We start from the raw sequence: 22727 nt of genomic DNA, 5'->3' as shown, positions 1-22727 counted from the left end.
GTTATGAATTATTTTTCTCCCCATCCCCTTGTCCCCCCATCCCCTTGTCCCCCCATCCCCTTGTCCCCTTGTCCCCTTGTCTCCCCATCCCCTTGTCCCCTTGTCCCAACTAAGGGCTAGGATTCGTCTGAGTGGGTGCAACGGGAGCAACGGTTGCTTGAGGTTGAGGAACTGGTGCTATAGGGATCGATACTGGAGGAACTGTAGAACCGCTATTACCGCTAGGGATTCTTGGCGGAATCCCTTGTTGGGTTTGGGGTTGATTGGGGATACTAGGAAGGGGAATTTGAGTGCTACCGGGGGGTAGATTCAGATTCGGGTTGTTTTGAGGGAAATTAGGAGCGAGTGGTGAAGCACCTGGCAATGGTAGCGTTCCATCTGGAGTAGTACCTGGATTAAGAGGAAAACCAGGAAGTGGTTGTTGTGGGTTCGGGGGTTGTTCTGAAGAACCGGGTATAATTGCTAGAGAAACGCGATCGCCACCAACTTGTCGCAGTAGGTCGAGGATTTCAATCACATCATTGTAAGTTGCCGATCGCGAAGCATACAGCACTAAAGTACCTTTGGGATTATCTACAAGATACCTCTTCAAAATATCTGCTAATTGCTGACGCTGTACCGGCTGTTTCTCTACATAAATTTGACCAACAGCATCAATAGTTACGGGTAATATTTCCCGTTCTGTCTCTGCTTGAGCGCTAGATGTAGCAGTATTAGCTCGGGGTAAATCGATGTTAATTGATTGTTGGCGAGTAAATTGTAATGATGCCAAAATAAAAAATGTCAGGATGCAAAAAACAACATCAATTAACGGGATAATTTGAACTTGAACGTCTTCGGGTGGATTATTTAGGTTTATTTTCATTTGACCGCTACAAAGAAAGGCATTTATTGATTAGCCTAATAATTGAATAATTACGCCGAAACCGATGTAATTAAACAATTCGGCATTGCAAATAATGTCGGTTTATGTGGTGTGTGTGGAGCGTATATTATCAATTACGAACTTTAATTCGGATTTTTATCTTCAGATTCGGGTGGTTCGGAATCTACTGATTGAGGAAATTCGGATAGCTTGTTTTTACCTCGTTTACGCGGGCTTTTAGAATTTTCCTGCGTAGTATCTTTTAGATTTACTTCAGGTAGCGCTCTACTAACAGGTCTAAGATCGCTATCGGTTGGAGGAAATTGACGATAAAGTAACTCCAACTCATTTCCAGCTTTACGAAAAACTTTGACTTGATTAACTAGCAAACCTTGAAACCATCGGTAGAATATCAAACTGACAATCGCCACTACTAGACCAGCTAAAGTACTGTATAGCGCTTCCCCAATCCCAGTAGTAACTCCTGCACTAGCTTCCGTACCTAAATCCGAAATTTTGATTGACTCAAGAGATCGAATCAAACCCCAAACCGTACCGAATAATCCTAATAAAGGTGCAACAGCAATCACCAATTCTAAGACTTTTTCGCCGCGACGCATCAAAGCTAATTCATGCTCAGCAGTGGATTCGAGCGCTAATCTAAAAGTTTCGGGGTCTCTTCTTGGTAAAGCTAAAGGAGCATAAAGAAATCTACCTATAGGTTGATGAGTTGCTCGTTCGGCAATTTCCGTTGCTACACTCCAATCATCTTGAGCCGCATCTAACACCCGGTCAACAATTTTCCTTTCTTGAGTTGAAATTCTTAGCCAGAACCATATCCGCTCAAAAATCACGCTCAAAGATAAAATCGAAAAAAACAGCAAAGGCCATACCACTGGCCCAATCTTACGTACAATATCTTCAATATTCATGATATGGGGTCTCCTCCGTTCATCCTCAACCAAAAAATATCTCTAACCACTTTAATTTTAGAGATTAATGCACAAGTTCTACATTGAATGTGAACTATCGTGTATGTTATGAGCCTGCACCAACCTGTAAAAAGTTGGTAGCATATTCCATACCTTTATTGGGCGGTTATTCCCACAGGAAGTTTAGGTCATATTTTGTCAAAATTAAAGCTAAATAGAAGCTAAAAACTATGAAATTCTCAGTTCAATCAGTTTACGAATGGTATCGTGGTTTGGTTCGTAATCCTAAATACCGTTGGTGGGTAGTCTTAGGAACTCTCGCGTATTTTGCCAGTCCCATTGATGTACTTCCAGATATTTTCCCCATTGTTGGGCAACTTGACGATGTTTTTCTGTTAACAGTGTTGGTTAGCGAATTCTCACAACTTGCGATCGATGGTTTTAAAGCACGTAGGGGAGTTACAGATACGCAAACACCAGCTAGTACTGAAAATGCTACCAAGAACGCAGGTACTATCGATGTTGATGCTGTGTCTGTTAAATAGTGCGATCGCTAAATAAAATTTTTTAACCTCCTTTTTCTGCTAGAACTATACGCCGAGAAAGGGGGATATTTTTTTAGTTAGGAGTTATGGGATTTTAGATTTTAGATTTTAGATTTTGGATTAAAAGAGTTAGGAATTAGGAGTTAAGAGTTAAGAGTTAGGAATTAGGAGTTAGGAGTTAATAGTTAAGAATTTAAAGTATTCTAGATTTTGGATTAAAATCTTCCCCTTGTCCCCCCATCTCCCCATCTCCCCATCTCCCCATCTCCCCATCCCCCCATCCCCCCATCTCCCCATCCCCCCATCCCATCTCCCTATATATATGAAAAACTGCTCTATAATCGGATTAATTCCGGCTGGTGGAAAAGCTACGCGGATTTCTCCTTTACCTTTGAGTAAGGAATTATATCCTGTGGGTTTTCGAGGTGATGATAATAATCAAAATAATTTACGTCCTAAAGTTGTTTCTCACTACTTGCTGGAAAAAATGCAGCTAGCAGGTGTTGATAAAGCATATTTTATTTTGCGTTCGGGTAAGTGGGATATTCCAGGATATTTCGGCGATGGTTCGATGCTTTCGATGAATTTAGGATATTTAATCATGGGTTTACCTTATGGTGTACCTTTTACTTTGGATAGTGCTTATCCTTTTGTGAAAGATGCTGTGGTAGCTTTAGGTTTTCCCGATATTTTGTTTAAGCCGAAAGATGCTTATATACAGATATTAAAACGCTTGGAATTAAATAATGCTGATGTGGTTTTGGGGCTATTTACTACGGATAAACCTCAAAAAGCGGGGATGGTAGACTTTGATGATACAGGTAAAGTTCGTTCGATAATTGAAAAGCCGCTTCAGTCAGATTTACGTTTTATGTGGGGGATTGCTGTTTGGAAACCTGAGTTTACTGAGTTTTTGCACAAGTATTTGATTGCTGTTAAAGAAGATATAAATTTACCACAATTACCTGAAATTCCGATTGGAAATGTAATTCAATCGGCGATAAACAAAGGTTTGCAAGTGGAAGCCCAAACTTTTACCGATGGTAGTTATTTAGATATTGGTACACCGGATGATTTAATTACTGCGGTGCGAGGATTTGCGAGTGATTTTGAGTGATTAGTTGCTATCCGTTATTTAAACGCAAAGGTACGCGGAGGTTTAACGCAAAGTTTCGCAGAGGATAGTCTCTCTAAATTTCTTTCCTCCGCGCTCTCTGCGTCTAGTAAGGTTTTTTAAATCCGTTATTTTGTGTCAAGAAGAAATTAACCCGCGAAATTCTTCTATAGAATTAACAGTTTGAACACCCCTTTGAATTACTTTTAATTGTTCTAAATCGGTAATTTGAGAGATTTGTGGCATTAATTGCAATCCTTCATTACCGAATTTAGCTTCTAAAGCCACTTCAATACCAGATATTATTCCTTCTCGTCTTCCTTCTTGCCTTCCACGGGCTTCACCTTCTTTCAAAATCTGCTGATACCAAGGAGATTCAGTTAATATAGCCATATCCCACCTCATGATTTGTTTGACTAATGCGCTATCTATTACGAAGGTAGCAAAAAACGCTAAAACGGTTTCTAATTGATTTAAGTCTTCATCAGCACGAAGTCTTTGTAAGGCTCGCTGTATGGTTGCTTCTTCTGCTCCATCTTTAAGAATTGGTACAAAAGGGAGTAGAGAAGATAAGTTTTGTTGAAATGCTGTTTCAACATCGATTTCCCATAAATTAATTACGCGATAATCTTGACGGGCAATTATTCCAGCAAATTCCGATTCGTATCGAGTGGGGATTTCGGTTTCACTAACTTTGAGAATGTTGATTAATACAGGATAAACGGGAAGATTATATTTTTCTTCTGCTAATGAGATATAAGCCCGCATTCGTCTGGGCATTTCAGTTTTATAGCGTAATTGTAACTCGTTTAAAACCAGAAATTCACCGAATTGGGGACTTTGAGCGCGGATGAGTACGTCGGATTCTCGGCTTATCCACTGAAATTCTGAGTCGAGAATTTCTGTTGCTGTGATGTCGGGGATTTGAGTTACCCATTTTACCCAGTTTTCTGGTGCGAGGCTGATTATTCTTTTGCTGCTGATGTCAGCGGATTTTGTCATGGAAAGGTAGATGCATGGAGTCGAGATAATTATTTTAATCTTTTGGGGGAGGAAAATGGATGAATTGTTTTAAATAGAGGTTATGAAGCTGACATCTTTTTGTAGCGTCACGCACCAAACGTAAGTTGTAATTGTTTTAAATCCTATTAAAATATTTTTTTTCAATATCTTTATATAATCAAAACTCTGCGTGTAAAAATTATCTGTAATTAACTAATAAGCGGATGGTGCGTTAGACGATTTCGATAAATTATCGTTTATTTAATAATTAGTCGTGCGTCTAACACACCCTACAATAAGAATCTATCTAAACTTCCACTTCAACGTCGTCTACTACAAATTCATCCCCAAATTCTGTCAAGAATCTCAACGCTTTGACAATGTTACTCGCGCATTCTTGAGGAGAAGTATTGTAAAAATATCGCCATGCTGCGGCTTTATCTTCGTCGTATTTATCGCTTCTTTGAGGTTGATTATTTAACCAGTTCAACCGGACGGCATGACCAATTAATACATCTAAAACAATATATTCTCGGATTTGTAAATCGGGATTATTTTTCGCGATCGCGGCTAGTTCCATTAAGGCTTCAACGTTTGCTTGACGGTATTCTGGGGCTTCTATTTTGTTTAACAAATGTTCGACTCTGAGGGCAAAGTTCTTTTCCAATGCCGTCATTTCCGATACTAGTATACTATCCAAGCGGTTGCGGCGTTCTAATTTATCCCCAATTATCAAACCTTTGCAGTGATGCATCAATTCCCAAACTCTTTCAAAGAAGTCTTCGGGTACGCGGTTGATTGCTCCTTCTGCTTGCCGATATCTTCTCCAACCTCCTGTAGGTACTTCTATTTTTTCTATATTTACTGACTTGACGATCCAATCTATTTCGTTTTCTTTCTGCTTGACGTGGAGTGATTCTTGCTGACGCAACAGATGATTCATGCCGGAATATTCTAACAAACAGTCGCGTAACCTTGTTTTAACTTCAAAGGGCGATCGCTGCATCAATTGTTCGTAAGCTTCGTCTTGGGTAATATCTTCCTTTCTAGCAAGTTTACTGGTAATAAATAAGATCAGATGACTGGTTCTAATGGTAAGTAATCCTTTAAATATTTCTGGTTCGGAATTGATTAAGGTACGCAAGTAAATCAGAATTTCTTGAGTTAAAACTCCGTCTCTCACATCATCACGACAGAAGTTTTTGATTTTCTCGACTATTTCTTTGTGGGAAAGCGGTACGGTGATTAAAGATGCTTCGTTATAAGCTCTACCCACTGCTATTTGCTTACCCCGTGCTAAAAGGCTGGTGACTATATCGGACAAGCGCATATCTCCCATTTGCAGCAATCCCGCAGCCCGACGCACAACCGCCCAAAGTCCTATTTCACCTGCTTTGTAGTAAACTTCCTCAAGTAAATCCGATACTTTTACAGTATTACCAGGTTCGCCAAATCCGGTGTCGAAATCAAGTCCCTGTAACCGGGTCAATGTCTGCAATAATTCGATTTGTTCGTAAAGATTATCGGAGGAGAGCAACGAATCAAGCAAGAATTCTAAGTTGGTCTCGCATTCCATTTGGAATTCTTGGGTATGTTCTAATAACCAGTTGTTGTTGGGATTATAAGGTAAATAACAGCTACGGGAAGCAATGTTTGTAACTGGTGACTTTTTAAATTCAAAATTTTGCTGTAAATCAATTCTTTGAATATTAGCGGTAAGCATTAACTGATTTAGTCTACCCAATTTTACCCGCACGCCGTCACACACACCCTCTTTAAGTTCTTCCATTAATGATAATAATGCTTCGCTACCTGTTTCTAACATGGTGCGAGTTAACATTAAAGTCAAAGTCGGACGACCCAAATCGCTCCAATATTTTTCAATGTAAGCTAGTTCGCTTTTAAATTGAGCTACAAGAAAGTGATAATCTAAAGTTAAGTAAAACTGCTCGGAATCTAAAAAAGAAGGTAAAAATACAACGTTTTCGTTACCGATGCGGAAAATTCTCGAAGTAGTTAAACTTCTAGGAAGTCTTGGCGGTCTTCCTGTCAAGCTAAGTTTTTCGTTACACCCAATTCCTTGATAAATAGCAATTAAATCTCCTGCTTGACGTACTTGAATTGGTTTGATTTGTAATAGGGTCTCCGTTTGAATTCCGCGAACTGCTAATTTTGACTGTAGTTCTTCATCTTCTGCTAATAAAGCAATTTGTACTATCGGTTGTCGCTGTCTTCCTACAGCTAAATGTCTTCCTAAAGGGTCAATATCTCCCACAGAAAGCAGTTTTTCACTCAACATTTGTCCCAGAAAATACAAACTTTGCGCCCATACTAAAGGAACATTTTCGTTTGGTAAACGTTTTTGAGTTCCGGGTGCTTGCTTCTCTGCCTCTATTTTTTCTTCAGGTACAAAATAAACTTCCGGTAGCAAACGCATACGATCGCGATCGACTAAAGTATATTCTAAACTTTGCTGATAATGCTTAATTTTGTCTTGTTCACCGCGAAATAACCCATCTAAGAGTAAGTAAGTGAAAAATAGAGGCCATTCGCATTCTATATGTTCAAACTGCTTGAGTTCGCTGGGTTCGTAATGTAAGCGGTGACTATCTTCTAAAACCGTTTGATGTCCGTCGCGTAAAAATCGCTTACAGCCGTAATTACCTTCTAATTTATTAATAATCTCTTCTAACGTGCGCTGACGTAAACCTTCATCTTCCACAGCAAAAGCCGGAAAACTAATCACGCTCAAAAGTGCTGCATCAATTTCCTTAGAAGCCGATTCCCTTGGTAATAAATACTCTAACGTAATCCGAGCGCGAGCAATTTCATCGGGTAGTACGTGAATTACCGATGCTCTCGAACCATGTACCCCAAATAAATCTAGCCCGTTAACTGCTTCTAAGGCAGCTTTCGCCATACCAACGGAACTAGCATTTAATTCTGCATTACCATGATTAATTTTATTACCTCGTTCCCAAATCCCATAATCTGGGGTGCGGTAAGCTCGTCCGATATAGTAAACCAAGTTTTGCACAAAATCTACTTCATCGAGAGTGTAAACTAGCTGCAACCCCGAAGCAGTCATTTGCGCCAACATCAGCAAATATATCGATGTCGCGTCAAGCTGCAAGTGTCCCCATTCATCATCACCAACAACAATATCACCAGTTGCAGTATTATATTTAGCGTGTAATGCATCTAAAGGTGATTGAGTCTGCTTAAATTGTTCTACTTTATGCGCTTGTCGCATCATCGAGAATAATAATCCTCGCATTAACTTAATAACGCTGTGTTCTAATTCGTAAGTGCGTCCTTTGTCTTCATCAACTTTACGATAAGCTAACGCTAATCCCCAAACCGCTAAAATACTGTAAACGTTATCGCGTACCCAAGCATCTGTATAGTCTCCGTGAGCGGTTATCGCTGTAGAAGCGGGTAACAAACCAGTAATTGGATTTTGACGCGAAAGAATAATCGTTTTGATTTGCTGATAATAATATTCTAGGCGGGGAAGTAACTGTAAGGTTCTAAACATAATCAAATTCGATAATTTTTAGCGGGGTTTTTTCCCCCAACCGTAAAGTGAAGTATGGAAGTAAAAACAGCATAACTTCTGTAATCGCTACTAGCAATATTACAAATCGTTAGTAAAAGGTGAGCATTTATTGGCTTCACCATAATTATTTGTAGTCAATACAAATACTTTTTTTCAACCTTACCGCTTGTTTAACAGTAAAGATTGCTGTCTTTTGTCCAGATTGTCAACAATTCCAAATATTTAGTTTTTTGAACTGTAGATTATAAAATATCAAAAACTTATATTTTCTGTCTAAGACTAAATTTATAATAATTCACCTTGTTGCTAATAATTCACAACATTTGCCAAAAGTCTATTGTTATCAAGCAATTTGCTGTTATAAGTACTAACGCAAAATTATTTATATAATTACTCGTCAGTTATATAAACCTTCCCCATTCCCTTCCCAGACGAAATATTTAATTTATTTTGCACGAGTACTTAGATTATTTTTGTGCATCTTATTATGTTGAGATGCTAATTATTCTAATCTTGTTATTGAGAATAAAGTTCAAATAAAATCTGATAAAACCTATTTGATAAATGTCTATTTTGAAGCTAGGGTAAATTTTAACGCTGGGTATGATGTGGGAAGCCTTAATAGGTTTCTCGGAATTAAAGGTTTGTTTTATCTGCAATCAATACGATCTGTTTTCCTTGCTAATTAGAGAAAATAAGAGTTTTTTGTTTCAGTACTATCACATACAAAAATAATTATTCTTAAATAAAAAATACTTGCTACAATGTTAATAATTTTACTACTCAGGTGAAAAAGTTAATTGATATATTAACTTGACATCGATGGTGATAGTAGTAAAATCTACTCTATTGAAATGAAAATCAGGGCATAGAGCTATTCAGTAGTGCGGAATATCACACAAAATAATACTGAAGCTCAACATCTACCGGATAACACAGTTCCGGGTTAGTATTATGACTTAGCGATGCCTTGATAGGTAATCGATGTTGATTTTTTAAAAATGTATGGACAGAAGTCCGGAAGATGGCAGTAGCACCCTCCCCTAAGCTGTAGAGTTTGTCTCTCAGCGCGGGGGAGACAACAGGAGGAATTATGCTTATTCAAGATGTTCGCAATTGTGCAATTAACATTGCTGATTTTGGCGTTACAGATTTAAATGAACTCAAATGGGACTTAAACCATTTGCCACCCGTCGATGTCGGGGAATATATTGCTAACTTATCTAAAAAACAGCGTGCGATCGCGTTTCGTTTACTTAATAAAAATCGAGCTATCGACGTTTTTGAATATTTACCTCCCCAAATACAGGAGCAGTTAATAAATTCTCTGCATGACGTACAGGTAGCGCAAATTCTGGAAGCGATGAGTCCTGACGAACGTGCAGAATTGTTTGATGAATTACCAGCCAAGGTTGTCAAGCGTTTATTACACTCGTTAAGTCCCGAACAAAGACAAGTTACTGCAACGATTCTTGGTTATCCTGAAGGTACTGCTGGTAGGGTAATGACTACAGAATACGTGCGGTTACAGGAAGGATTGACTGTTAGAGAAGTTCTTAATCAAATCCGCTCTCACGACCAAGACAAGGAAACTATTTATTATGCCTATGTTACCGATGGTAATCGTAAGTTAATTAGCGTTGTGTCGTTACGACAACTGCTGTTTTCCTATCCTGATGCTTTATTACGGGATATTGCTGCTGCTAAGGTGATTAGAGCGACTACGGATACCCCCCAGCGAGAAGTTGCAAAAATCATGAAGCGATACGATTTAATCGCTTTACCTATAGTTGACCGTGAAGAAAGACTTGTAGGCATTGTTACCATTGATGACGTAGTAGATATCATTGACGAAGAAGCTACCGAAGAGATTCACAAACTTGCCGGGGTCACTGGTGGTGATGAATCTGCTTTATGTTCTCCTAGAGTAACCCTCCGCAAACGTTTGCCTTGGCTGTTAGGAAATATCGGTTTATATATCGCTGCTGCTAGCGCGATCGCACCTTTTCAGGAAGTGATTAAAGTAGTCCCGGTTTTGGCAATCATTATGCCAATTTTGGCTAACAGTAGCGGTAATGTTGCATTCCAAGTTTTATCAGTGACAGTACGGGGATTGGGCTTGGGAGAGGTAACGCCAAAGGATACTATGAAGCTGCTGCGTAAGGAGTTAACCGCAGGACTAGGTACGGCTGTTGGCTTGGGTTTAGCTTTAGCTACCCTATCAATGATGTGGTCTCCTCCTGACGAACACTGGGTATCTTTGATCGCCGGTAGTGTTATGGCTGTAAATGTGTTGATTGCCGTAACTTTAGGAACTGTATTACCTATGGGATTGAAGCGTTTAAACCTTGACCCGGCTCTAATTAGCGGCCCTTTGATGACTACAACTTTAGACGCAGTTGGTTTTATGACGTTTTTATCTTTGATTTCTTTCGCTTTGCAAGTATTGGCTTAATTGTAGATAAGCGGGGGGCAAAACATCAAGTTTGAGACGTAGCACTGCTACGTCTCAAACTACAAGGGTTTTGTATTCGATACAAAATTATAAGCTCTTGACTAAAAAGTTTTGTAAATTTATTCTTTGCGAAAATAAAATTGTCCGTTATGTGGGATGATTAAAGATAGCAAGAGTTATTTTTTCATAATCGGGATATTTGCCAAATTAAAATTTTGTGTTATATTCCCATTATAAAAAAATCAATCTTAATAAAAGTATCATATCAGAAAAAGGTGCTTAAAATAAATTTTTTTGAGATAAATTTGAAAAAAGAAATTAGAAAATAATTGGATAAAAATCTATTTCGGGTTCGTTTGAATTAAAATTTGAATCAAGGCATTTACTGTTTGAAAAGATACAGAACCTCACAACAAACGATTGATTGTCAACTTTACAGGCATGAAGTCGAGCAAATATGGTTACAGTGAGTTTACGGATAACAGAGTATAGTGCAGACGGGTAAAATATAGCGATATTAACTATATAAAAACCGTAGTGGAAAAACAGCATGCGGATAGATGAAGTGCAAGAACCAATCAAGTGTGCTTCACCGGAAGTGCGGCAAATCATCGAGCGAGTATGGCATTTAGAAAAAAGCAGACTTGATAAAAAAAGTTTCGGTCATATTAACGAAGATATTTTAGCGATCGTTAAGGAAGCTGTAAAATGAAGCTGACTTCCATCAAGCTTTGTAATTTTCGTTCTTTTTACGGAAAAACTTGTGAAATAACGCTTGCAGGGTCAAGCTCGAATAATACTACGATTATTTACGGGAATAACGGTGCGGGTAAAACTAGTTTACTGAATGCATTTACATGGGCATTATACGAAAAATTTAGTGCAGCTTTTGCTTCAATAGACCAACTTGTAAATAAAAGAGCGATCGCCGAAGCAAAAATCGGGCAGAGTGTAGAATGTTGGGTAGAGTTAGCGTGGGAACACGACGGTAAACGCTATCGAGTTAAACGTCAATGTCGGGTTTACAAACATCAACACGACCTTGATGTTGGAAAAACAGAATTATATATGCAGGTAGCGGGAGATGATGGAAGGTGGTATCTTCCACCCCAGCAACCGGAAGAGATTATTGGGCAAATTCTACCTGCTAGTTTACACCAATATTTCTTTTTCGATGGCGAACGAATTGAAGAAATAGTTCGTTCGGATAAAAAAGCGGAAATCGCGGAAGCTACTAAGATATTTTTAGGTGTTGAAGTCATCAATCGTTCAATTCGACATTTGCAAGAAGCCAAAAAAAGTTTAGAAAACGAGTTGAGAATAATTGGTGACTCAGAAATTAAAAACCTGTTACAGCAGCAAAGTAAAATTGAGCTTGAAATCGAAAAAATTAACAAGCGACAGCGAGAAATTATTCAAGAATTAGAATATCAAAATACATTTAAAAAAGAAACTAGTAAACGTTTACGCGAACTGAATGCTGCTAAAGATTTGCAAGAAAGACGACAGGAACTAGAGAAACAGAAAGCATTAAATCAAGATGATTTGCGACAAACTAGAGAAACAATAAAAAAAGCCATCTCCGCACGAGGTCATACAGTACTTTTATCGGAAACAACCGTAGAGTTTCGAGAAATAATTGAAAACTTAAAGCAGAAAGGACAATTAACAAAAGGAATTTCGCGGGAGTTTATTCAAGATTTATTAGAATCTCATAGCTGTATTTGCGGTACAAATTTAGCTGAAGGAAATCATCCTCGCGATCGCGTCAAAACCTGGTTAGATAAAGCGGGTTCCTCCGAAGTTGAAGAAACAGCAATTAGAATGAGCGCTCAAGTTGACGAAATCGATAAACAAGCAGGGGTATTTTGGGAAGAAGTTGATAAACAACAAGCTAGGATCAATCAGTTAAGACAAGTTATAGCCGAAATCGAAGTAGAGTTAGATAGTATTGAAGAAAGATTAAGAAAAGACCCCAGCGAAGAGATTAGAAGTTTACAAAAACGTTTAGATAAAATTGAAGAAAAAATTACCGAGTTAACCTTAGAGCAAGGTGCGAATCAGCAGAAAGCAGCTAATTTAAAAACTGAATTAGAAGGTTTAAACAAACAAATAGCCAAACAGAAATTAAACGAAGAAAAGCAAACTTTAGCACAGCGTCGCATTAGTGCAACTCAAGACGCTATTGATAGACTAACTCAAGTCAAACTGTTGCAAGAAAATCAATTCCGCTTGCAATTAGAAAAACGAGTCCAAGAAATATTTAGCGAAATTTCCTTTACACCTTACATTCCGACAATCAGCGAAAAATATGAATTAACCTTGATAGAAAACACTTCTGGCTTAGAAATGCCAGTTGCAGCATCTACCGGAGAAAATCAGATATTAAGCTTATCATTTATCAGCAGCATTATCGATCGAGTCCGTGATTGGAGTCAAAATAAAATGCTAATGGTAACGGATAGCAGCACATTTCCGATTGTCATGGATTCACCTTTCGGTAGTTTGGATGAAATTTATCGAAAGCATATAGCTCAAATCATTCCCAAATTAGCAAATCAATTAATTGTGTTAGTAACAAAGACTCAATGGAGGGGTGAAGTTGAAGATGAGATGTCATACCGAGTTGGGAAAGAATATGTATTGACTTATTATTCTTCTAAACCAGATTGCGAACAAGATTTTATTGAATTAAGCGGGGAAAAATATATGTTAGTAAAGCAAAGTCCCAATGAGTTTGAATATAGTGAAATTGTAGAGGTTGAAAGAGAGTGAACAATGAATAATTAAATTGTAGGGTGTGTTACGGCACGAGTAAGTTTGATTTTAGGTTATAAGTTGGGAAATGCCGTAACGCACCATTATTTTGATTACAAAAAACCGCAGAGACGCAGAGTACGCTGAGAAAAGAATTGAAGAGAATTAGTAATTAAGAATTTATAATTTATTATTAATAACTAACAATAAAATGGCTGAAACTGGTAGAATTAGGGTTGCAAAAGATAAGGCAGAATTAGTGCAGAGTTTAACATCTAGAAATGGTGCAACGGGACCTTTTCAAACTTTTGCCGATGTGGTTGGGTTTGCGGCTGCTTTGGGTGCGAAACATAATAAACGGGTTGCTTTAGGAGAGATTTCTAAAAGAGAACCTTCACCAATTGGGTTGGAATATTTTGCAACAACGGGACATGATTGGATAATTAAATTATTAGCCGTTACTGAAACTCAAGATATCAAAGTATTATCTTATAACGAAATCGATTTAGATACTCAACGCAATCAAATATTTGAAGAGTTTGCTAATGGTGGATTGGAAATATTGCAAAATGAATTGCGGGGAGCGGTGGATTATACAGAAAGACTTTTGTTGATGTTGAGTTCAGAAAGGTTTAAGGAAGATAAGCAGGAAGAATTTGATTTGAGTAAGTTTCTTTCTTGATATGCTATAGATTTATACTTACAAATCAGTGAAAACCAGATGAACTTATTTAATAAATCATCAAATAAATCATTTCATTTCAAATGGCGATCGCACCCTACAATCGGCTTAGATATTAGCTTTGGTGCGATAAAATCTTGTACTGCTTTGGGTGGAGCAGTAGCATTAATCAAAGATGAACAATTAGCTCATAAAATGGAACTAATTGAGCAAAAATATCCCCAAAAAAGTGAATTTTGGTATTTAAAAAGAGTTTTTAAATTCTATTGGTTAAAACTGCTTTCGCTACCAAGCTGTTATTATCAAATTCTTAATTTAATGCGGTTATTAAATTTGGATATAGAGTCAACCATTAAAAAAGCAACTCTTGGTTTTCCCACGGGTGACTTACTCGCAAAAATTCGCTATCGGACTCCACAACATTTAGTATGGTTTTTAAATTATAGATTGAGTCACTGCGATGATTTTGCAGAGCGTATTCAACGAGGCAAATCTTTTTTACAAATGTTACCTAATAATCTGACTATCCCTGGGAACAAAGCTGAATATAATTCCTTTTGGGTAATGCCAATTTTTATCAATTCCCCCGATACTATGGCAGCAATATTACGTATAGAGGGTTTTGATAGTGCGAGGGGAAACCGCAGTTTATTTGCCATTGATGCAAAACCAAATACACCCAATCATCTGTTACCAATTCAAAGTCAATATTCGATGGCACATATTTTATGTTTACCATTCTCACCTTTATTAACGCCACAAGAACTAGAATATCTAGCGCAATTAGTTACGGTAAATATTGATTGTGAATTGGATCAAACAGAAAATATTGTAATTCAAAATAATTAACACGCATTTTTAATATCCGGCAGTTTCAACCGCACACCATTTGCTACAACGGGACTCACCTTGGAATCAATTCCAAGGCTAATAGCTAAAGTCTACTGAAGTAGACTGAAAAAAATATGTAGTCGTCAAAAGAGCGACTTTTGCGATTAGACTCTTAATTGCATTACCCGGCGGATTTTGGAATTATCAATGCTATCAAGCTGGTTTCATCACTTAACTCACATCAAAGGTGAATAATTAATTTTGATCGCTAAGTCCTAATCCAAAATTGCTTAATTTATCGATGAAAACTTATTAAATTAATGTATTGTCGTAGCATTTACTTGTTAATACTAAGTATTTATATTAATCATAACAAGATGTAGGTGTCTGACTAACCACCTTTTTTTTCGCTGCTAGTAACAAATAAAAAAAAATATATTCTCGTAAATTCATAAGTTTTAGCAGATAAACCATTAAGAGAGTCTTTACTCAGGTTAAATAGATAGCTTTCGCTACGCTATCTATAAATTATATGTGTGATTTGACTTGCAAATTAATAAGTATGGAAAATTGTAATGAAATTAACAAAATTAATTCAACGGTTTCTTCTATTTGCTAGCGCTCTATTCTTAACTTTGACTGTTTCTATAAATCATCTCAATGCTCAAACAACACCATTTTTCTGGGAGTTTATTAACGTTGATGTTGCAGTACAAAATAACGGCGATCTGTTAGTTATCGAAACTCAAAAATATACATTTACCAGCAACCACACAAATCAACGCTATCGCTACATACCTCTCGATAAAGTCAAAGAAATTACCGATGTATCCGTTTCCGAAAATAATCAAATTATTCCATCGAATACGGGAATTGAAAATAATCAGTTATGGATAAACTGGGAACATCCACTCAATCCACCCGAAAGTCATACATTTGTGATTAAATATCGAGTCATTGGAGGATTGCATGAATCGGGAGATAATCTACAAGTTTACTGGAAAGCGATTTTTTCAGAAAGAAGTTCTTCAATTAAAAAAAGTCGAGTTACTGTAAGCTTCCCCGAAGAGTTAGCAGGACAAATTTTAGACTATCAAAGTTTTGGTATACCGAGTGAAGCCAAAAAAATAGATGATAAAACCATTCAATTCACAGCACAAGAAGAATTAGCTCCTCAAACCGAATTAGAAGTTCAAATTACCTTTCCCAAAGGAATTTTGAATGTATCTGATGTTTATTCAGAGAGTTCATCTTTTCCAAACATTAATCATGTTTTAATTATGATTGCAATCTGCTGTATTCTTTTTGGCGGTAATAAAGGTGATGGTAGCTTTAACGGAGGAGGTGACGGAGGTGACGGAGGTGACGGAGGTGACGGAGGAGGTGATGGTGGAGGTGGTGGTGATGGTGGTTAAAACTACTCCACAAAATTCACCAGAATCAAACACGGGTGTAAGCAATATTTTATAGGTTTTATAGTCCACGCAGGTGGACTTTGCCTGTATAGCAGCGGTTTCAACCGCCAGATTATTAAATAAATACAAAACCACCCTCACAAAACTTCCGGCAACCCCACCTGCTTCGGCTCCACAAATTTACCTTTAAAATCTACAGTTTGCTCTTCAAAAGTTCTCGCTTTGGCTAAATCTTTCCTTAATTCTGCACGCTCCATTTTATCTTCTACTCCACCCAAAATATAAACCAGTAATCGCGTTGCTAATTCTTTCCCCGCAACTAATACCCGTTTGCGATTCGCATCATATAAAACCCCATACCAAGCAGATTTAGGAAATTCCATTCCACTAAAACCCCCTTGATTATCAAATTGTTTCAACTTTTTAAATATTGCTTCGCTAGAAAAACCTTTTTGAAATATTAATATACCTAAAGCTTTCGCTAAAGCCATTTGACCAATGGGACGAAATAAAATATTTCCTTCTCCACCATCTTTTTCAAAACTAAACCGTCGAAACATTGGGGTGTCTTCGTATTCCAACAATTTATAGCTTGGTAAATTCGCTAAATTATCAAATAATTCCTGAAAATCTTCGGTAGCTTCCTCTAATTCTTCTTCCTCCGGTCGCATGGGAATCAAACCTTTGTCTAAGGGTTTCCAGTGAGGATACTTGTGTTCTAAATAACGCTCTGACATTTCTTTCAAAGCTTGTAAAGTTGTCAAAACTGTAGATTTTGCTGCAACTGTCGCACTATTCCAATTAATGCGAGGATTCCGATCTTGACGCTGTTCTAAAAGTGGATGACTAACTGCTATCTTGCGAGCCACAATCGAAAAACCATCATCTTCGTTTAGCTGTGCTAACTGTCCTTTACTCAAAGGTACAGCCATCAAGTTTACGTGTACAAAAATCGACCTGACTCTACGTCTTGCTTCCTCACGGGTTTCTCCTTGAGCCACCGCACAAATAAATTCTATACCGATTTTTTCTTGAGGTAATTGTTGCAAATATTCGGCTGCAACGCTGTATTTTTCTGTTAAATCGTCAACTGTAATAAAGTTATTAGCAGCAGCTTTATCCTTCTTATAACGCGGTAATTTACCAGTTTTAAGTATCTCCATTAAACCCTGCACGGCCATTAATCGATGCTGACCATCTAAGGCATAAATAGTTACATTTTCTTCCGAAATATCAAGTAAACCGAATTTACCATCTTCATCTAATGCTGTAAAATCCGTAGTAGACTTTGTGGCTCGTCCTTTGCTATCCCATTCAGATGCTTGAGAGTTATCCACCCAAGACTGGCTAATTACAGCTAATACGGGAGGGAACTTATGATTTTTTCTCGCGGCTAAATACTGTACTAAAGGTGCTTGACGCGACCAATCCAAGGGACGCTGTTGAATGTCATCTATACTCGAAGCGTCAATTTCGATATTATCAGTATCGGGATTGTATTTATTTCGCAGTAGGGGTAAAAAAGAGGCAAAGTGAACCTGACCTGCAAACCATTCCAAAGTGACGGAACCGACATAAGCTTGAGTTCCACCCATCTCTGTTTTTTGGACTAATAACTGTTGGTTTGCGCCGATATATTTGGTTAATAAAGCAGAAAACTTTTTTTGGTCTTGACTGGTAATAGCTACCGCTGATTCAGATACAGTCTTTTTCATTATAAATCTTAAAAAATCAAAATCTTGACATCCAAATACTATATATAAAAATGCAACATTGTAAAATAAGTTTTTAAAAACTGATTAGTGGTACAAAATTATGTAATACTAGTTTTTGCCTTTATATAAATATTTTTTAATTTTATCTAGCAACATCTAGCAATTGATGATCGCGGCAAATCCAAAATCTAAAATCCAAAATCTAAAATCGAATGACGATCGCCAAAGAATCAGAAAGCAAAAGCCAAAAATCCCGGACTGTCCCGGAATTTGTCGAGAACATCGAGCAACTGAGTCAAGAAATTCAGGAATTATACTGCTTGGATGAAATTCCGTGGGTAGTGGGATATTCTGGGGGAAAAGATTCGACCGCGACATTGCAACTGATTTGGAGTGCGATCGCGGCACTTCCTCCAGAAAAACGCACAAAAAAAATACACGTTATTACTACGGATACCTTAGTCGAAAATCCCTACGTTTCAGCTTGGGTGCGTAAATCTTTACAGCAAATCAAAATTGCATCCGCAGAAAAAGAATTACCGTTTGAAGCCCATTTACTTCAACCAGAACTCAAAGAAACCTTCTGGGTAGGCTTTATTGGTAAAGGTTATCCAGCCCCAAAACAAAAATTTCGCTGGTGTACGCAACGTTTAAAAATAAGTCCATCTAACAGATTTATTTGCGACGTAATTCGTACCAACGGTGAAGCAATTCTCGTCTTGGGAATTCGCAAAGCCGAAAGTTCAGTACGTGCAGGTAGAATGAAAGAATGGGAAAAAAAGCGCGTCAGAGAACGTCTTAGTCCTAACATGAATTTGCCAAATTCTTTAGTTTATAGTCCCATAGAAGATTGGCGAACTGATGAAGTTTGGATGTATTTAATGCAGTGGGATAATCCTTGGGGATTCAGTAACAAAGACTTATTCTCCATGTATAGAGGTGCGACAGCGGATAACGAATGTCCCTTAGTTGTCGATACATCTACACCGAGTTGCGGTAGTTCTCGTTTTGGTTGCTGGGTTTGTACTTTAGTGACTGAAGATAAATCGCTCTCAGCGATGATTCAAAATGATGAAGAAAAAGAATGGTTGCAACCACTGCTCGATTTTCGCAAGAAATTAGACGCGGGAGAAAATCGCGAAAGACGAGATTTTCGACGTAGAAATGGCAATGTTCAACTGTACGAACGTAATATACCTGACGAAGAAATATCTATCGAGCCAATTCCAGGACCATACATCAAAGAAGCAAGAGAAGACTGGTTAAGAGAACTGTTGCAAATGCAGGAAGAACTGCGTCGTACAGCACCAGAAAATATGCGCGACATCACGCTAATTACCATAGAAGAACTAAGCGAAATCCGCCGTATTTGGTTAGAAGAAAGACACGAATTTGATGATAGTTTACCCCGGATTTATCAAGAAGTGACAGACGAAGAATTTATTGACCCCCGTCCCGGTGCTGGTTACAGTTTGCTCGGTAGCGATGAATGGACTGTATTAGAAGAAATCTGCGAAAACGACCCGATGCAATTAGAATTGATGGCTAAACTGTTAGATACCGAGCGTCAATATCGCAAAAAAACCCGAAGAATAGGAATATATGATGCATTAGCAAAGTGTTTTGAAACGAGTTCGCGAAGTCCAGAAGACGCAATTAAAAATGCTCACTTCAAACGCGACTTAAAAAATGCTGCTGGTGAAGGTAATATTGATAAAGTAAAACAGTTGACTTTAGGCGATGTTACAACCGATAAAGTAATCGAAAACCCAAAAAGTTGGGCTGCGAGGAAGTTTAAGAAAAAAGAGTCAGACATTGAATAGTTAGGAGTTAGGAATTAGGAGTTAAGAATTAATAATTTTAGATTCTGGATTATTTCCTTGTCCCCTTGTCTCCCCATCCCCCATGCCCAATTCCCCACGCCCAATGCCCATTTTCATAGTATGATATTCCTCGAACTTATTTTAGAAAACTTTGGTCCTTATTGCGGTCGTCAGGTAGTAAATCTGGAGCCAGATAACGCTGAGAATCCTCGTCCAATTATTCTTTTAGGTGGAATGAATGGTGGGGGAAAAACTACTTTTATGGATGCGATTCGTCTGGCACTTTATGGACATCGCGCTCAATGTTCGACTCGCGGAACTTTAAGCTATAATGACTTTCTTAATCAATGCATAAATACTCATAAATCACCTACAGAAAAAACTCGCATTGAATTAGCTTTTGAACATATCGAAAACGATAAACCTGTTAGATATCGTATAGTAAGAACTTGGGAAAAAAATCCTAAAGATGGTAAAGACCATTTAGGTATTTTAGATATTCGTGAAAATGATGAATGGCTGGATACTGGGTTAGTTGGTATTTGGGATGAATATATTGAAAATCTGCTCCCGGTCGGAATTTCAAACTTATTTTTATTTGATGGGGAACAGGTTAAAGAATTAGCAGAACAAGAACAACCGCCAATTGTTGTCGTTGAAGCAATTCGCGCTCTTTTAGGATTAGAATTAGCGGAACGTTTGACAGTTGATTTAGAGATATTAGCCAATCGTAAACGTAAGGAAATTGCGGATAGCAAAGAATTAGCTAATTTAGAAGAAATCGAAAATAGTCTTAAGAATCTCCAGGAAGAATATGAGGAAGCGAAAGAAGTAGAGAAGCAAGAATTAGAATTTTTAAAACAAGCAGAAAAAAATCAACAGGAAGCTTTTGATCGATTTCTTAGCGAAGGTGGAAAAATTGCTTCAGAAAGCAGTCAATTAGATAAACAAAAAATTGCTAAAAATACCGAATTAGAAAACACTCGTCAGGAAATGTGTGAATTGGCAGCGGGTGTTTTACCATTAACATTAATAGAACCACTGCTAAATCAAGCTCAACAACGGGGAGAAGCAGAATTAAAAATTCAACAGCAGCAAATAGCGCGAGATGTATTGCTCGAACGAGATGAACGCTTACTAAGTTTAATTAATAAAATAGATATTGCCGAAGATAAATTTGCTCAAATCAAAGCATTTTTAGCAGAAGATGTAGAAAATATAAATGTATCGTTAAAAGAATCAACTTGGTTGCTAGCAGATGCGGAAAGCTTGAGTCAACTAGGCAATATTCTTTACTACTTAAAAACTGCTAAAAATACAGCTAAACAGCAATTAGAACAGTTTAAAAATAAAGCAGAAGAGATTATTACCTTAGAAAGACAAATACAGGCAGCAGCAGCACCAGAAGATTATCAAAAATTAGTAGAATTAGTTAAACAAGCCCAAGATAAAGTTAGCGATATTAAAAGTAGTTGTGAAACAGTAAATCGTCGCTTAATAGAACTCCAAACAGAAATTGATAAATTAAAAAAAGATTTAACAGAATATAGCATCCAAGCCATCGAACGTAACAGTAAAGAAAATATTATAGATGCGTCAATAAGAGTCCAAGAAACCCTCAAACTATTTCGCGAACGACTTACTTTACGCAAACTCAACAAACTAGAAAACGAAGTTACAGAATGCTTCCGTTACCTGCTCCACAAATCCGACTTAGTACACCGCATCGTCATCGACACCGACACCTTCAGCCTTTCCCTATACGACTTAAACTCCAAACAAGTTGACAAACATCGTTTATCAGCAGGAGAAAAACAACTTTTAGCGATCGCCTTTTTGTGGGGACTAGCGCGAGTATCCGGACATCGCTTACCTGTGGCGATCGATACCCCCCTCGGACGTTTAGACTCATCCCACCGCAGCAACTTAATAGAAAGATACTTTCCCTCAGCATCCCATCAAGTAATATTACTTTCCACCGACACCGAAATCGCAGAAAAAGAAGTAAAAACCCTGCGAAAAAACGAAGCGATCGCTCGCGAATACATCCTCAAATACTCCCAAGAAACACGTCAAACAACAGTAGAATCGGGATATTTTTGGTAATAGGTAATAGGTAATAGGTAATTGGTAATGGGTAATGGGTAATAGGTAATGGGTAATGGGTAATGGGTAATGGGTAATGGGTAATGGGTAATTGGGCATGGGAAGATGAGAGTTAGGAGTTAGGAGTTAAATAATTTTGGATTTTAACAACAGATGTTGAGAATAGCGACCAAGATGGTCGCACTACCATAATTCATTATTCCCCATACCCAATCCCCAATTACCAATTAACAATTACCAATTACCAATTACCATTTCTAAATCATGGAATCACCAATCGAACGCATCCGCTTATCCCAGACAGCTAAAGACCAACTTTTGAAATTGAGACGCTTTACCAAAATTGACCAGTGGAACATCCTTTGTCGCTGGGCTTTTTGTCGCTCTCTTTCTGAAAAAACGATTCCTTCTCCCGTACCGATACCCCAAGATAGTAACGTCGAATTAACATGGCGAGTATTTGGCGGGGAAATGTCCGATATCTTGCTTTTAGCACTCAAACAGCGCTGTCATAACGATGGTTTGGAAACCGATAAAGAAACACTCATCACCCAATTTCGCCTACATTTACATCGCGGTATCGGCTACTTAGCAGCCGATCCAAATATCAAGAAAATTGAAGATTTGATTGAATTAGCTAGCTAGAGTAGGGAGATGGGGAGATGGGGAGATGGGGAGATGGGGAGATGGGGAGATGGGGAGATGGGGAGAATAACTCCTAACCGATAATTCTTTATGCTCAATCTAAAATCCAAAATTTAAAATCTAAAATTTATTAACTCCCTACTCCCTACTCCCTACTCCCTACTGCCTACTCCCTACTCCCTACTCCCTACTCCCTACTGCCTACTCCCTACTGCCTACTCCCTACTGCCTACTCCCTACTCCCTACTCCCTACTGCCTACTCCCTACTGCCTACTCCCTA

At 37.9% G+C, this 22727-nt stretch carries 16 protein-coding genes; 11 read left to right on the top strand and 5 right to left on the bottom strand.

The window, feature by feature from the left end:
- Window positions 1-109 precede the first annotated feature (109 nt).
- Window positions 110-865, bottom strand: a complete 756-nt coding sequence (locus VB797_RS19520; RefSeq protein ID WP_323239395.1) for an ExbD/TolR family protein — start codon at window positions 863-865, stop codon at window positions 110-112.
- A 143-nt stretch (window positions 866-1008) separates the two neighbouring features.
- Window positions 1009-1797, bottom strand: a complete 789-nt coding sequence (locus VB797_RS19515) for a MotA/TolQ/ExbB proton channel family protein (RefSeq protein WP_323239394.1) — start codon at window positions 1795-1797, stop codon at window positions 1009-1011.
- A gap of 230 nt (window positions 1798-2027) precedes the next feature.
- Between VB797_RS19515 and VB797_RS19510 the strand changes: the two genes are divergently transcribed.
- Window positions 2028-2342 (top strand): YkvA family protein, encoded by a 315-nt coding sequence (locus VB797_RS19510; RefSeq protein ID WP_323239393.1) that lies wholly within the window; start codon window positions 2028-2030, stop codon window positions 2340-2342.
- A gap of 322 nt (window positions 2343-2664) precedes the next feature.
- Complete coding sequence (locus tag VB797_RS19505) at window positions 2665-3459, top strand: sugar phosphate nucleotidyltransferase (RefSeq protein WP_323239392.1); 795 nt, start codon at window positions 2665-2667, stop codon at window positions 3457-3459.
- Window positions 3460-3594: 135 nt separating this feature from the next.
- Here the strand turns inward: VB797_RS19505 and VB797_RS19500 are convergent, their stop codons facing one another.
- Window positions 3595-4458, bottom strand: a complete 864-nt coding sequence (locus tag VB797_RS19500) for an Rpn family recombination-promoting nuclease/putative transposase (protein ID WP_323239391.1) — start codon at window positions 4456-4458, stop codon at window positions 3595-3597.
- A gap of 307 nt (window positions 4459-4765) precedes the next feature.
- Window positions 4766-7996 carry a glycoside hydrolase family 15 protein gene (locus VB797_RS19495; protein ID WP_323239390.1) on the bottom strand — a complete coding sequence of 1077 codons (3231 nt, stop codon included), beginning with the start codon at window positions 7994-7996 and terminating at the stop codon, window positions 4766-4768.
- Between the two features lie 1114 nt (window positions 7997-9110).
- Between VB797_RS19495 and mgtE the strand changes: the two genes are divergently transcribed.
- From mgtE to VB797_RS19465, 6 genes are all read left to right on the top strand, one after another.
- On the top strand, window positions 9111-10472 hold the full coding sequence (mgtE, locus tag VB797_RS19490) for a magnesium transporter (protein ID WP_323239389.1): 1362 nt from the start codon (window positions 9111-9113) through the stop codon (window positions 10470-10472).
- A gap of 550 nt (window positions 10473-11022) precedes the next feature.
- Window positions 11023-11184 carry a hypothetical protein gene (locus tag VB797_RS19485; RefSeq protein WP_323239388.1) on the top strand — a complete coding sequence of 54 codons (162 nt, stop codon included), beginning with the start codon at window positions 11023-11025 and terminating at the stop codon, window positions 11182-11184.
- Window positions 11181-13247: an AAA family ATPase gene (locus VB797_RS19480; RefSeq protein WP_323239387.1), complete on the top strand. Its 2067-nt coding sequence runs from the start codon at window positions 11181-11183 to the stop codon at window positions 13245-13247. The genes VB797_RS19485 and VB797_RS19480 overlap by 4 nt, the downstream gene beginning before the upstream one ends.
- A gap of 193 nt (window positions 13248-13440) precedes the next feature.
- Complete coding sequence (locus VB797_RS19475) at window positions 13441-13911, top strand: DNA phosphorothioation-associated protein 4 (protein ID WP_323239386.1); 471 nt, start codon at window positions 13441-13443, stop codon at window positions 13909-13911.
- A gap of 39 nt (window positions 13912-13950) precedes the next feature.
- The gene (locus tag VB797_RS19470) at window positions 13951-14760 is read left to right on the top strand and encodes a hypothetical protein (RefSeq protein ID WP_323239385.1); all 810 of its coding nucleotides are present in this window, start codon (window positions 13951-13953) and stop codon (window positions 14758-14760) included.
- Window positions 14761-15317: 557 nt separating this feature from the next.
- Window positions 15318-16157 (top strand): DUF2207 domain-containing protein, encoded by an 840-nt coding sequence (locus VB797_RS19465; RefSeq protein WP_323239384.1) that lies wholly within the window; start codon window positions 15318-15320, stop codon window positions 16155-16157.
- A 137-nt stretch (window positions 16158-16294) separates the two neighbouring features.
- On the opposite strand, the gene VB797_RS19460 is transcribed toward VB797_RS19465, so the two are convergent.
- Window positions 16295-17872 (bottom strand): DGQHR domain-containing protein, encoded by a 1578-nt coding sequence (locus tag VB797_RS19460; protein ID WP_323239383.1) that lies wholly within the window; start codon window positions 17870-17872, stop codon window positions 16295-16297.
- A gap of 212 nt (window positions 17873-18084) precedes the next feature.
- Between VB797_RS19460 and dndC the strand changes: the two genes are divergently transcribed.
- The 3 genes from dndC (at window position 18085) to dndE (ending at window position 22446) form a co-directional block, all read left to right on the top strand.
- On the top strand, window positions 18085-19695 hold the full coding sequence (gene dndC / locus VB797_RS19455) for a DNA phosphorothioation system sulfurtransferase DndC (protein ID WP_323239382.1): 1611 nt from the start codon (window positions 18085-18087) through the stop codon (window positions 19693-19695).
- Window positions 19696-19815: 120 nt separating this feature from the next.
- Window positions 19816-21801 (top strand): DNA sulfur modification protein DndD, encoded by a 1986-nt coding sequence (gene dndD / locus VB797_RS19450; protein WP_323239381.1) that lies wholly within the window; start codon window positions 19816-19818, stop codon window positions 21799-21801.
- 264 nt (window positions 21802-22065) lie between these two features.
- Window positions 22066-22446, top strand: a complete 381-nt coding sequence (dndE, locus tag VB797_RS19445; RefSeq protein ID WP_323239380.1) for a DNA sulfur modification protein DndE — start codon at window positions 22066-22068, stop codon at window positions 22444-22446.
- Window positions 22447-22727 lie beyond the last annotated feature (281 nt).

The sequence above is a fragment of the Rivularia sp. UHCC 0363 genome (assembly GCF_034931125.1).
Taxonomy (GTDB): Bacteria; Cyanobacteriota; Cyanobacteriia; order Cyanobacteriales; family Nostocaceae; genus Rivularia.
The sequence above is the reverse complement of the archived record's forward strand: the minus strand, read 5'-3'. Positions and strand labels throughout refer to the sequence as shown.